At 33.9% G+C, this 12,814-nt stretch carries 12 protein-coding genes; 8 read left to right on the forward strand and 4 right to left on the reverse strand.

The features are described 5' to 3' along the window. Nucleotides 1–134: 134 nt before the first annotated feature. The 6 genes from ybgC to hslU all read left to right on the forward strand — a co-directional run bounded on the left by ybgC (nt 135) and on the right by hslU (nt 4,736). Nucleotides 135–530, forward strand: coding sequence for a tol-pal system-associated acyl-CoA thioesterase (gene ybgC / locus A9G17_RS10510; RefSeq protein ID WP_065738666.1), 396 nt, complete (start codon nt 135–137; stop codon nt 528–530). Further along, the gene (tolQ, locus tag A9G17_RS10515) at nt 531–1,211 is read left to right on the forward strand and encodes a protein TolQ (RefSeq protein WP_065738667.1); all 681 of its coding nucleotides are present in this window, start codon (nt 531–533) and stop codon (nt 1,209–1,211) included. A 2-nt stretch (nt 1,212–1,213) separates the two neighbouring features. Beyond that, nucleotides 1,214–1,633, forward strand: coding sequence for a colicin uptake protein TolR (gene tolR / locus A9G17_RS10520; RefSeq protein WP_065738668.1), 420 nt, complete (start codon nt 1,214–1,216; stop codon nt 1,631–1,633). A 41-nt stretch (nt 1,634–1,674) separates the two neighbouring features. Next, entirely contained in the window at nt 1,675–2,691 is a 1,017-nt protein-coding gene (gene tolA / locus A9G17_RS10525) for a cell envelope integrity protein TolA (protein ID WP_218059725.1), read from the forward strand. Between the two features lie 161 nt (nt 2,692–2,852). Then, complete coding sequence (hslV, locus tag A9G17_RS10530) at nt 2,853–3,380, forward strand: ATP-dependent protease subunit HslV (protein WP_025316169.1); 528 nt, start codon at nt 2,853–2,855, stop codon at nt 3,378–3,380. Between the two features lie 27 nt (nt 3,381–3,407). Beyond that, nucleotides 3,408–4,736 (forward strand): HslU--HslV peptidase ATPase subunit, encoded by a 1,329-nt coding sequence (hslU, locus tag A9G17_RS10535; RefSeq protein ID WP_065738670.1) that lies wholly within the window; start codon nt 3,408–3,410, stop codon nt 4,734–4,736. Between the two features lie 88 nt (nt 4,737–4,824). Here the strand turns inward: hslU and asmA are convergent, their stop codons facing one another. From asmA to mltA, 3 genes are all read right to left on the reverse strand, one after another. Beyond that, nucleotides 4,825–6,711, reverse strand: coding sequence for an outer membrane assembly protein AsmA (gene asmA / locus A9G17_RS10540; protein WP_065738671.1), 1,887 nt, complete (start codon nt 6,709–6,711; stop codon nt 4,825–4,827). A 36-nt stretch (nt 6,712–6,747) separates the two neighbouring features. Next, nucleotides 6,748–7,329, reverse strand: a complete 582-nt coding sequence (gene dcd / locus A9G17_RS10545) for a dCTP deaminase (RefSeq protein ID WP_065738672.1) — start codon at nt 7,327–7,329, stop codon at nt 6,748–6,750. A 70-nt stretch (nt 7,330–7,399) separates the two neighbouring features. Next, entirely contained in the window at nt 7,400–8,488 is a 1,089-nt protein-coding gene (gene mltA, locus A9G17_RS10550) for a murein transglycosylase A (RefSeq protein ID WP_065738673.1), read from the reverse strand. A gap of 196 nt (nt 8,489–8,684) precedes the next feature. Here mltA and cycA point away from each other — a divergent pair, with 196 nt between their 5' ends. Continuing rightward, nucleotides 8,685–10,055, forward strand: coding sequence for a D-serine/D-alanine/glycine transporter (gene cycA, locus A9G17_RS10555; RefSeq protein ID WP_065738674.1), 1,371 nt, complete (start codon nt 8,685–8,687; stop codon nt 10,053–10,055). Between the two features lie 46 nt (nt 10,056–10,101). Here cycA and A9G17_RS10560 read toward each other — a convergent pair whose 3' ends face one another. After that, nucleotides 10,102–11,124: a TerC/Alx family metal homeostasis membrane protein gene (locus tag A9G17_RS10560; protein ID WP_039127336.1), complete on the reverse strand. Its 1,023-nt coding sequence runs from the start codon at nt 11,122–11,124 to the stop codon at nt 10,102–10,104. Nucleotides 11,125–11,307: 183 nt separating this feature from the next. Between A9G17_RS10560 and dacB the strand changes: the two genes are divergently transcribed. After that, nucleotides 11,308–12,744, forward strand: a complete 1,437-nt coding sequence (gene dacB, locus A9G17_RS10565) for a serine-type D-Ala-D-Ala carboxypeptidase (RefSeq protein WP_065738675.1) — start codon at nt 11,308–11,310, stop codon at nt 12,742–12,744. Nucleotides 12,745–12,814: the final 70 nt, after the last annotated feature.

Consider the following 12,814-nt stretch of genomic DNA (forward strand, 5'->3'; position numbering starts at 1 on the left):
ATTAGTCTGCCAATGTGATAAATAATTGACAAATGATAATTGTTTTCATTTAACTATTTTTATATCATAGTGCAGCGAATTTTATATTCAGATATAATGTTGCTAATTTTTTAGTTTAAATTAGATCATAGAATATGAAACAATTCAATTGGAATGCAAGAGTCTATTATGAAGACACAGATGCTGGCGGAGTTGTTTACCATGCTCGGTATCTTGCTTTTTATGAACGTGCTAGAACAGAAATGCTAAGACAGCTTGACATTAGTCAACAAACATTACTACAAGCAGGTATTGCTTTTGTTGTTAAAAAGATGGATATTAGCTATGACTTTCCAGCACGTTTAGATGACATGCTAACTATCAGCACTCAGGTTGAGCAAATTCGTAAGGCGTCTATTATTTTTAAACAGACTATATTAAATCAGAATAAGCAAATTATCAGCAATGCTGATGTAGTTATTGCTTGTGTCAATATGACTAAAATGAAGCCATGTGCGCTTCCAAAGTTATTAGTTTTGGAGTTTATTTAAGTGGAAAATTTGAATATTATTGATCTTTTTTTACAGGCAGGCCTTTTGGTGCAAGGCGTTATGTTATTGTTACTAGCATTTTCTGTAATGTCTTGGGCTATTATATTCCAACGTACTAAAATTTTAGGAAAGGCTAAAAAACAAATTGATCAATTCGAAAATAGTTTCTGGGCATCGGAAGAACTAAATATGTTGTTTGATAAAGCAAAATATCATAAAGAAGACATTAGTGGTACAGAACATATTTTCTATTCAGGTTTTAAGGAGTTTTCACGTCTTTACCAAATTAACCCGAATATGCCAGAAGCTGCATTAGATGGTGCTTCTCGCTCTATGCGGTTGGCAATGAACCGTGAACTCGATAATTTAGAATTACATATTCCTTTTTTAGGCACTGTAGGTTCAATTAGTCCTTATATCGGCTTATTTGGTACTGTTTGGGGGATTATGCATGCGTTTATTTCTTTAGGTGCGGTAAAACAAGCAACATTACAAATGGTTGCTCCGGGGATTGCTGAAGCTTTAATTGCAACGGCGATTGGTTTATTCGCTGCTATACCTGCTGTTCTTGCTTATAATCGCTTATCATTACGTGTAAGTCGAATTGAACAGAGTTACCTTAATTTTATTGACGAATTTTCAGCTATTTTACAACGTCAAGCTGTGGCTGTTAGGAAATAATTATGAGTAGACGTTCACGATATTCAACTAAATCTGAAATCAATATAGTTCCTTTGCTTGATGTATTATTAGTATTGGTGCTTATTTTTATGGCAACAGCACCAATTATAAGCCAAAGTGTGGAGGTAGACTTACCTGAAGCATCAGAATCAAAAACAGTTTCTCCTGCTGACAATAAACCAATAATCATTGAAGTATCTGGTATTGGCGTATATGCTCTCATTATTGATCAAGATCGGCAATCCGACTTACCTCAAGAGCAAATTGTTGCTGAGGTAAAACATCAAATTTCAATAAATGAAAAAGCTGTTTTTTTAGTTGGTGGTGCTAAAAATGTTCCTTATGAAGAAATTATAAAAGCATTAAATTTATTGCAATCTGCAGGCGTTAAATCAGTTGGATTGATGACTCAACCAATTTAACTAACCATAATAATATATTAAAAATATTAGCAATGTCTTATATGCGAAATTCTAAATTAAGTATACCAATCATAATATCGATTATATTACATTTAATGTTAATTATTATGCTTGGTTATCAAGCTATAAAAAATATAGATGGTATCAACTATGGTAAAGAGACTGGAAATAGTATTGATGCTATTATGATCGATCCTTCTGTTATGACAGATCAATATCAACGGCAATTAAAAACGAAAGAAAGCCAACAGCAAGCTGATAAAAAAAGAGAGCAACAGTTAGTCGATCAAGCTAAAGAATTGCAAGAAAAACAATTAGCTGAACAACAACACTTAAAGGATTTAACTAAAGAACGTATAAAACTTGCTGAGCAATTGAAAAAGCAAGAAGAAGAAAGGATTGCAGCAGAGAAAGCGGCAGCAGAGAAAGCAGCGGCGGAAAAGGCAGCAGCGGAAAAAGCAGCAGCGGCGGAAAAGGCAGCGGCAGAGAAAGCTGCCGCGGAAAAAGCGGCAGCAGAGAAAGCAGCGGCGGAAAAAGCGGCAGCAGAGAAAGCAGCGGCGGAAAAGGCAGCGGCAGAGAAAGCTGCCGCGGAAAAAGCGGCAGCAGAGAAAGCAGCGGCGGAAAAGGCAGCAGCAGAAAAGAAAGCCGCAGAGATAAAAGCTAAACAAAAGGCAGAACAGGCTAAGAAAGATAAAGCTATCAATGATCTATTAGGTGGTCTGACTTCTGGCGCTCCAAATTCTCCAAGTGATCAAAGTGGAGCCGCTGCAAGTCGTAAAGGTTCATCCGATGATGAACTAGCTAAATATAAAGCGTTAGTGACAAATGCTATAAGCAATAAATTTATAAATCCAGCTAATGTTTATAGTGGTAAAAGTTGTGTTTTACAAATTCAAATAGCACCAGATGGGTTATTACTTAATGTAACTTCTAGTGGAGGCGATGAAGCTTTATGTCGTGAAGCGGTTGCTGCTACTAAACTTGCAACCATTCCAAAACCAGCGAGTGGTTTATATGATGAAGTAAAAAATATGACAGTTGAATTCCAACCAAAATAGTATTGAAATTATTTTATTAAAAATGATTTGATCTAAAAGCTGCTTTATAGAAATAAATTTTCAACATCTTTTAATGGAGATGTTGAAAATCAATTATTCGTCCTCATATATCTTCTATTCATTCCAAATTTAGTTATTTTAAGTAAGAGAAGGAGCAGAATATGACAACAATAGTCAGCGTTCGCCGTGAAGGGCAAGTGGTTATTGGTGGTGATGGTCAAGTTACACTTGGTGAACGTATTATTATGAAAGGTAATGCACGTAAAGTTCGTCGTTTATATAATAATAAAGTAATTGCGGGTTTTGCCGGTGGTACTGCCGATGCTTTTACACTTTTTGAGTTATTTGAACGTAAACTAGAAATGCACCAAGGTCATTTAACTAAAGCCGCTGTTGAACTAGCCAAAGATTGGCGTACAGATAGAATGTTACGTAAATTAGAAGCATTACTTGCTGTTGCCGATGAAAGTGCCTCACTGATTATTACAGGTACTGGTGATGTTATACAACCAGAAGATGATCTTATTGCCATTGGTTCAGGTGGACCTTATGCTCAAGCAGCAGCTAGGGCTTTGTTAGATAATACATCATTATCTGCACATGATATTGTACAAAAATCTCTATCAATAGCGGGTGACATTTGTGTTTACACCAACAACTTCCAAACTATTGAAGAACTCAATTACTAATTAAACTGATTTAAGAGAACTACTATTATGTCTGAAATGACTCCTCGCGAAATTGTAAGCGAATTAAACCAACATATTATTGGGCAAGATAAAGCAAAACGTTCAGTTGCTATTGCTTTGCGTAATCGCTGGCGTCGAATGCAACTTGATGAAGCATTACGTCATGAAGTTACGCCAAAAAATATTCTTATGATAGGTCCAACGGGTGTTGGTAAAACAGAAATTGCAAGAAGATTAGCTAAACTTGCTAGAGCTCCATTTATTAAAGTCGAAGCAACAAAATTTACTGAAGTTGGTTATGTAGGTAAAGAAGTTGACTCAATCATACGAGATCTAACTGACTCTGCTGTTAAGATGATTCGACAAGAAGCAATTGAAAGAAACCGAAATAGAGCTCAAGAACTAGCTGAAGAACGTATTTTAGATGTGCTTGTACCACCTGCTAAAGATGGTTGGGGGCAAGTTGAAAATAATAATGATTCGACTGCTCGACAAGCATTTAGAAAAAAATTACGAGAAGGTTCACTTGACGATAAAGAAATAGAAATCGAAGTTGCTGGCGTTAATATTGGGGTTGAAATTATGGCTCCTCCAGGAATGGAAGAGATGACTAATCAACTGCAGTCAATGTTCCAAAATTTAGGTGGGCAAAAAACTAAAGCTCGCAAAATGAAGATAAAAGATGCTTTCAAGCAACTGACTGAAGAAGAAGCAGCAAAATTGGTTAATCCTGATGATCTTAAACATGAGGCAATTGAAGCTGTTGAACAAAATGGTATTGTGTTTATTGATGAGATCGATAAAGTGTGTAAAAGGGGTAATTCCTCTGGACCAGATGTTTCTCGTGAAGGTGTTCAGCGTGATTTATTACCACTTGTTGAAGGTTGTACTGTTTCAACTAAACATGGCTCGGTAAAAACCGATCATATTTTATTTATTGCTTCAGGTGCATTCCAAACTGCAAATCCATCAGATTTAATTCCTGAACTTCAAGGGCGTTTACCAATTCGAGTTGAATTACAAGCGTTAACTAGCGAAGATTTCGAAAGAATTTTAACTGAACCTAATGCATCATTAACTGTGCAATATAAAGCATTAATGGCAACTGAAGGGGTGAATATCGACTTTACACCTGACGGTATTCGTAAAATTGCTGAGTCAGCTTGGCAAGTAAATGAGCAAAATGAAAATATCGGTGCTCGTAGGTTGCATACTGTGCTTGAACGTCTAATGGAAGAAGTATCATTTGATGCAAGTGAACTTAATGGCAAAACAGTGACTATTGATGCTAAATATGTAAGTGACCATTTAGATAAACTTGTGGCAGATGAGGATCTAAGTAAATTTATTCTATAATAAATAGAGTAAGATTTTACTAACAATAAAAAAAGGTGAGTTTTTTAACTCACCTTTTTTTATTATGCTTGTTAGTTAATTTAGCTTGTTATTTGCCCAATAAATTTTCTAACATATCGACAGCTTTTTGTTTGGAATCTGATTTTGAGCCATCTTTTGAGCTGCGATTTTCTAATTTGTTGCGAAATTTATCTAAACTTTCTTGCAACTTATCATTAAAGAGATCTTTAATGACTTGGCCTATATCAAGTTGATAATGAAGTTTAGAAAATTGCCCGTAAATACGCAATGGAATTACTAGCTTTTGTAGTTTGGCAATAGTGTTGCTTTTTCCGTTCCAACCACCAAGAATTTTAATGTTCATGTTAATATCAAGATCTTTTTGAATCATCCCAACTTTGCCAGAACCATCAACTATTTCAAGGGTTGGTGAAAGGGCATTTAATGTTGTTAATTCCAGATTTCCTCTATCTAAATAAGCATCAGTACTGATTTTGGAAAATTCTGTATAATTTTTCATATTTTCAGTTGCTGAAACATCTTTAGTATATTTAGTTGCAGCATTCTGAATGATACTATTTATATTGATTTTATTTAATTTCGCATTAGTTACATTAATTGATAAATTACCTTTTAAATTCTCTAATAATTTATTTCCAGATAATGTATTTACTTCTATATCTCCGCTTGCATTAAATAATCCCTCTAAATCATTAGGTGTTTCTATCTGGTTAAAGAAAGTATTTAAATCAATATTAGTAATTTTTGGAATTAATTTTATTTGAGTATATTTTTGTTTACCATTTGCCATACCCGTTGCTGCTATGTGACCTTTAGCGAAGTCAAAACCAATATTTTGAAATGTTGTAACTCCATCATTATTGGCTAAAGCTACATTGATATTATTTAATATCATCTTATTAACATTTAATTTTTTAATTTCTAGTTTTGCTTTAGCGTTAAAACTATTAAGAAAGTTTAGTTCGTTATTTACTTTTGTAACATTAGATACAACAGGCGGAGTTTGTTGTATTGTAATGTTTTCATTTGTTTTTTTGTCTTTCTCTAAAAAAGGTGTAAGATTTAGCTCATTACTTGTTACCGTTAAATCGATATAAGGCTTTTTATCAAAATTAGCATTAACGGCACCAGAAAAATAATTTTCATTAACTGAGAAAGATAAATCCTTGCTTGTTAATTGTTTTGAATTGTGTAGATAATTAATAACACCTTTCAAATTGCCTTTTAGTTCTTTGGTAGGAATAGCTACGCCCTTATAGGTGTAATCAAATTTCTTCAGATCAATTATGGCTTTTTCTGGGAATAGTGCTAAATCAACATCTGCATCAGCCACATAAGAAAAATTTTGTTGATTACGATCGATATTGCCTTTAACATCAATAGCGATTTTTTTATCAGATTTTTGGATGATAGCAAGGTTAATGTTTCTAAAGTTAATAAAATCATCTTTATTTTGTAAAACAACAGTGCTATCAGAAACTTCAAGTTTATTTAAGGTAAATGCCCATTTTGATGATTCTTTTTGCTGCTTAGTTTGTGTAGTTTGAGTATCATCAGTAGTTGGTTGCTGTTCAGCTTTATGTTTATAAACTTGTCCTTTACTTTCATCGGTAATATTGATAATAGCCGATTTTATAAATACATTTTTAATCTCTAATTTTTTTGAAAATAAAGGAAATAGCTCTACATCAAGACGCATATTATCCGCTGTTAAAATTGGTTTTTTGGCATCAATGTCAGACAGTTTAACTGAATCGGTTAATATACTTACTTGTGGCCAGATGTGCCATCGTAAATTACCGTCAATAGTTAGTTCATAACCTGTTTTATCTTTAACTGTATCAGAAATAAAACCTCTATAATTGTTAGGATCAACAAAAACAATAAGAGATACGATGCCAATAGCAGTAAGAAGAATTAAAATTAAAAGAGTAATCAATATTTTTTTGATCATGTTAATATTCCTTCAGAATAAAAACTACGGGGTGATTTAGTCTTTATCAATACGGCTAGCGACTGCGCCATGTTGATCTTTATATTTTGCATCTTGTCTACTATTATACGGTCTAGCTGCTGGACCGGTGAGTGTTTCAAAACTAAGTGCGCCTATTGTCATTCCTGGTCTAAGTGCTAACGGTATTTTTCCAGAATTAAAAAACTCGAGTACAATTTGTCCTTGCCAGCCTGGATCGATACGATGAGCTGTTACATGTACCATAAGCCCAAGTCTAGCAAGGGATGATCGCCCATCTAACCAGCCAACCAAATCATTAGGGATTGTGACAGATTCTAAAGTAACGGCTAATGCTAATTCACCAGGATGAAGATAAAACGCATCACCTTCAGGTAATACTATTTCTTCACTCATCACTTTTTCTAATACCGCGGATACTTCTTCTTTAGGACCGCTTAAATCAATATAAGGTGTAGTATGTTCTCTAAAAGTACGAAATTTATTACCTAATCTAACATCAATAGTTGCACCATTGATGCAGTTTGGTGCTGGTTGAGGGGTTATTTTTAATTTACCATTTTGTAAATACGTTTCGATATCTCGATCGCATAATCTCATGAGTTATCCTTAATGCAACTTATATTCGTTTATTCTAGCAGGTTCTTTTAATGTCGTCGATGTCCGCAAATTAAGGTTTTAGCACCCATACTCGTCCATAGTGATTATAAAAACCAGCCAGTTCTCCAGGCTTTTCACCAATGCCTAGATAAAGATCAAAGTGTTGACCTTTAATGGCTCCTCCTACATCTAGTGCAACCATTAATCGAGTCTCTCTTCTCCCTCGATGTTGACCATCATCATCAAGAAGTGGTACATCGGCTAAGATTACTGAACCAATGGGAATTAAAGACTTGTCAGAAGCGACCGATGCATTAGCGATTAAGGGAACCGATGCTGCACCTTTTACTTCTGCATTATATTTTGGTTCAAAAAAGACAAAAGAACGATTTTGAATGAGCAATTGTTTAAGTTTTTCTTCATTTTTATTTTTAGACCAATCTTTTATTGCTTGCATTGATAATTCTTCTTTTTTGATCTCACCTTGTTTTACTAACAATTGACCGATACTTGAGTAGCTATAACCATTTTTTCCAGCATAACTAAAAAACACTAAGGGATCGCCATCTTCAAAATCAATATAAGCACTTCCCTGAACTTCCATAATAAAGTTGTCCATTAGCGAGTTACTGTAAGCTATTTCCAGTCCTTTGCCAGCTAATGCACCATTATAAATTTGTTCACGACTTGGAAATTCTCCTTCAATGAGGGTTGGCATCTTATAAATAGGGTATTTGAATTCCGCCGTTGGAGTATGTCTTGCTTTAATGACAGGTGTATAATAACCCGTAAAATGTACATTACCGTAGCCATCTTGCCCAATCATCCCATAGCTGTTTAATCCAACTTTATGAAATTCATCAAAGTCTAGTAAGTTATTAATCCAGTTATTAATAGCGGTATAAATATGTTCATTTTCACGATACAACTCAGGGGATGAAGATTCAATCATAGCAACTTGAAGAACATAATCGGATATGTTAACAGGAGCGCTTAAATGGGAATATGATACATTAGAAGTTAATAGCAACTTACCATCCATGTATTGATGATCTTGTTTAGTATCTTTATTTAAATGACTTTGGCAACCAGTTGATACTGATAGAATAATCAAAATGTATAAGACAGATAAGTAAATGCAGCGTTTCTTTTGTTTCATGTTAATCATTTATTGTAATAAGTTATAAAGTATAGTGGGTTATGCTACACAATTCTATTATAAGAAACTATAGATAATTATTATGTACCCATAAAAAGTTTTCATAACAATTCAACTTGCGCTTTGATTCTATAGACTTTATAGTCCTATATTCTTGTGAATCGGAAAATTGTGAAAATAAAAGGTAATAATAGCAATGAGCATTAAATCCTCTAACCATGATCTAAAGCGAAACCTTTCTAACCGACATATTCAGTTAATTGCCATTAGTGGTGCAATCGGTACTGGCTTATTTATGGGGTCAGGTAAAACGATAAGTCTGGCTGGACCTTCAATCGTTTTTGTCTATATGGTAATTGGTTTTATCCTGTTTTTTGTTATGCGTGCAATGGGTGAAATTCTACTTTCAAACTTAAAGTATAAATCATTTAGTGATTTTGCGAATGACCTTTTAGGCCCTTGGGCTGGTTTTTTTACAGGATGGACTTATTGGTTTTGTTGGGTGATTACCGGAATTGCAGACGTTGTTGCCATTGCGGGATATGCACAACATTGGTTTCCTGACTTACAGGCATGGATACCAATGTTTTTGACGGTTATTTTATTAGCAACTCTAAATTTATTAACCGTAAAAATGTTTGGTGAGACGGAATTTTGGTTTTCAATGATTAAAATCGTTGCGATTCTTGGATTAATTGTTATTGGGAGTATATTAATTTTAATCTCATATCATTCTACACAAACTGATACAACAGCAGCGTTTTCAAATTTATGGCAATATGGGGGTCTCTTCCCTAATGGTAGTATGGGCTTTTTTGCTGGCTTTCAAATTGCGATTTTTGCTTTTGTGGGAATTGAGCTAGTTGGTACTACCGCAGCAGAAACTGTCGACCCAAATAAAAATTTACCACGAGCAATTAATTCTGTACCTGCTCGGATTATCTTTTTTTATGTGTTTGCATTAATCATAATTATGAGTGTTACACCTTGGACATTAATTTCACCAAATAAAAGTCCGTTTGTGGAATTATTTACCTTAATAGGTTTACCTGCTGCGGCAAGCATTATTAATTTTGTAGTGCTGACATCAGCTGCCTCTTCTGCTAATAGTGGTATTTACTCAACGAGTCGTATGTTATTTGGACTTGCAAAAAAGCAAGATGCACCAGAGCCTTTCGGAAAACTGTCAAGTCGCTCTGTTCCAGCTAATGGTTTGTTATTTTCTTGTCTCTGCTTATTTGGTGGTGTGGTGTTGATTTACCTTGTGCCTAATGTCATGGAGGCCTTTACCATAGTTACGACGATTTCGGCTATTTTATTTATGTTTATTTGGTCGATGATTTTAATTTCTTATATTGCTTATCGTCGTAAGAAAGCTGATTTGCATGAGCAATCTGACTTTAAAATGCCTGGCGGTATTTTGATGTGTTTTGTTTGTTTGGCCTTTTTTGCATTTGTGATTGTGTTGCTTACTTTCGAAGCTGATACTTGCCAAGCTTTAATCGCAACACCTATTTGGTTTGTAATATTAGGAATAAGTTATTATTTCCGTTCATTGAAAAGATAATATGTAAATTAAATATTGGCAGGGTCTCCTGCCAATTCTCTTATAATTATTCATCATTTTTTGCTGGCCAGATAAAGCTTGCAATAATACCTAAAACTAAAATTCCTAAAACGATGTAAAGACTCATGTTTGGGCTAATATCAAGTCCATAACCAAACAGATGATGGCTGGCATTTAAAGCTAATTTACCAGCAATGAAAAATAGTAAACAGATAACAGCTTTACCAAGATGCACCAAATATTGTCGCATAGCCTCTAAAACAAAATACATCGTTCTAAGCCCTAAAATAGCAAAAATCATGGCACTATAAACAATTAATGGTTCTTGGCTAACCGCAATTACCGCAGGGACTGAGTCAAAAGCGAACATAACATCACTAAGTTCAATAACAACAATACATAAAAATAACGGTGTTGCATAAAGTGCACTTTTAGAAATTTTGCCAATTAAATCGCTGTTTTCTGGTTTTTCAAGTTCGCTGTCTACTTGTTTTTGAGTCAATAAAAAAGAGTGTCCTACAATCTTAGGGTATGAGGGAAAAATATGTTTCGCTATGCGAAAGGCAATATGATTGGAATAATCTTTAATTTCATCATCACTGTTTTGATTTTTTAACATCATTATTCCCGTAAAAGCAACCATAACGGAGAAAACTAACTCCATCCACGGCCCTAAGGATAATAAACTTGTACCAATTATTACAAAAATAGCTCGGAATATAATGGCACCAATAACTCCCCAGTAAAGTAAGCGATGACGGTAATTATTGGGTACGGTAAACCATGAAAAAATTGCCATAATAACAAACAAATTATCGACAGATAACGCTTTTTCAAGAACATAACCCGTTATAAATAAACTTGCAGCTGTACTACCATGATGAATATATAAAAATAGTGCAAATCCTAAGGCGACTGCGATCCAAAAAATTGACCATCCAATTGCATTTTTTAAACTAATCGGTTTATCATTGTGGTGAGCATATAAGTCGATAATAATTGCAGCTAGGGATAACCCAACAAATACTAATACTGTTTCTATTGGAAATCCTAATGAATGTTGAATCATATTTATGTGACCTAGTTATAATTTTGATATACAGATAATTTGAATGGTAAATACTGTTTAATATAAACGGTATCATGTAATTATAAAAGTGGTACAGTATATATTGCTAGCTAAATCAAAAAAAGTTATATTTGAGTCCCCCCATTAACAATTATAATTAATTAACATTTTGAGCCAATTTTCATGACAAATATCAGGATAATTATTTTATGTATTCTTCCTTTTTTATCAGGATTTTTACATGCACAATCGGTAGAACCTTATTTATCAACGTTACCTAAAGGAAGCGATTTATCCATTCTGGTTCAATCTGTTGGTAGTAATCCGAAAACATTAGCAAAATATAAGAGTGATCAATTTAAACAACCGGCTAGTACTCAAAAAGTTATTACCGCTTTAGCTGCACAACTCGAATTAGGTAGTGATTTTCGCTTTAAAACGCTTATGAAAACGAATGGTTCAATAAGCAATAAACAGTTGAATGGTGACCTTATCATTCAATTAAGTGGCGATCCCACCTTTTCAAGTGATAGATTAAAAATAATGCTTACTGAACTGCGGCAAAAAGGTATTGAAAAAATTGCAGGAAATATCATTTTAGATACTTCAGTTTTTGCCAGTCATGATAAAGCCGCTGGTTGGTCATGGAATAACTTAACTGCTTGTTATAATGCACCTCCATCTGCAGCAATCATAAACGATAACTGTTTTTATGCAACAATCACACCAGGAAAGGTAGGCTCTAAAGCATCTGTTTCAGTCGCATCTTATATTCCAGTAGTGGTATCTGCTGATATCAAAACAATTGCCGCCAATAGTAAAGATTTAAATGATAAATATTGTGAGTTAGATGTAAGCTATTTTGATAAAAATCGTTATCACCTATCTGGATGTGTTGCTTCTGGTAATAATAAGATACCATTAAAATTTGCGGTACTTGATGGAACAGCTTATTTTTCTGCAATATTAAAAAAAGAACTCAAATTACAAAAAATAGTTTATACAGGTAAAATTTTAGAGAAAAACCAAAAAAACAGTTCACAACTGACTTTATTAAGTTCCAGTGAGTCAGCCCCGCTTTCTGAATTACTGACTGTTATGTTAAAAAAATCAAATAATTTATATGCTGATGCTATTTTTAGAACACTCGGAGCACATTATTACAACATTGCTGGAACTTGGCGTAATAGTAGCGATGCAGTTAAACAAATTTTACTTAAAAAGGCGGGTATTAATCTTGAAAATTTAGTCATTGTGGATGGTTCAGGGTTATCCCGATTAAACTTAGTTAGTGCAGACAAATTAATGGAAATATTACAATATATTTCGGCGAATAATGCGCAATTAGGTATTATTGACATGTTGCCAATTGCTGGCGTTGATGGAACGTTGCAAAATCGTAAAAGTTTTAATCAATTACCCTTTAAGGAAACCATTCGAGCCAAAACCGGTTATATTCAAGGTAGTTATAATTTAGCTGGATTTATTCAAAAATCCGATGGTCAATATTTGGCGTTTGTGCAGTTATTATCAGGATATCACGCAGATACACAAGGTGAACCGAAAAATGGTGCAATAATGCGTTTTGAATCAGAATTTTATAAGAATTTTATTGATTAATAAATGAATTAAGGACACATATATGTACTAGCTTTATATGTGTCCTACTACTCTTTGTTCTGATAAATCA

It is taken from the genome of Gilliamella sp. wkB7 (assembly GCF_001693435.1).
GTDB classification, from domain to species: domain Bacteria; phylum Pseudomonadota; class Gammaproteobacteria; order Enterobacterales; family Orbaceae; genus Gilliamella; species Gilliamella apicola_N.

Excerpts from the sequence above, each read along its gene's own strand:
- ybgC (WP_065738666.1), top strand. The coding sequence starts at position 135 with ATGAAACAATTCAATTGGAATGCAAGAGTCTATTATGAAGACACAGAT.
- tolR (WP_065738668.1), top strand. The coding sequence starts at position 1,214 with ATGAGTAGACGTTCACGATATTCAACTAAATCTGAAATCAATATAGTT.
- tolA (WP_218059725.1), top strand. The coding sequence starts at position 1,675 with ATGCGAAATTCTAAATTAAGTATACCAATCATAATATCGATTATATTA.
- hslV (WP_025316169.1), top strand. The coding sequence starts at position 2,853 with ATGACAACAATAGTCAGCGTTCGCCGTGAAGGGCAAGTGGTTATTGGT.
- hslU (WP_065738670.1), top strand. The coding sequence starts at position 3,408 with ATGTCTGAAATGACTCCTCGCGAAATTGTAAGCGAATTAAACCAACAT.
- asmA (WP_065738671.1), bottom strand. The coding sequence starts at position 6,711 with ATGATCAAAAAAATATTGATTACTCTTTTAATTTTAATTCTTCTTACT.
- dcd (WP_065738672.1), bottom strand. The coding sequence starts at position 7,329 with ATGAGATTATGCGATCGAGATATCGAAACGTATTTACAAAATGGTAAA.
- mltA (WP_065738673.1), bottom strand. The coding sequence starts at position 8,488 with ATGAAACAAAAGAAACGCTGCATTTACTTATCTGTCTTATACATTTTG.
- cycA (WP_065738674.1), top strand. The coding sequence starts at position 8,685 with ATGAGCATTAAATCCTCTAACCATGATCTAAAGCGAAACCTTTCTAAC.
- A9G17_RS10560 (WP_039127336.1), bottom strand. The coding sequence starts at position 11,124 with ATGATTCAACATTCATTAGGATTTCCAATAGAAACAGTATTAGTATTT.
- dacB (WP_065738675.1), top strand. The coding sequence starts at position 11,308 with ATGACAAATATCAGGATAATTATTTTATGTATTCTTCCTTTTTTATCA.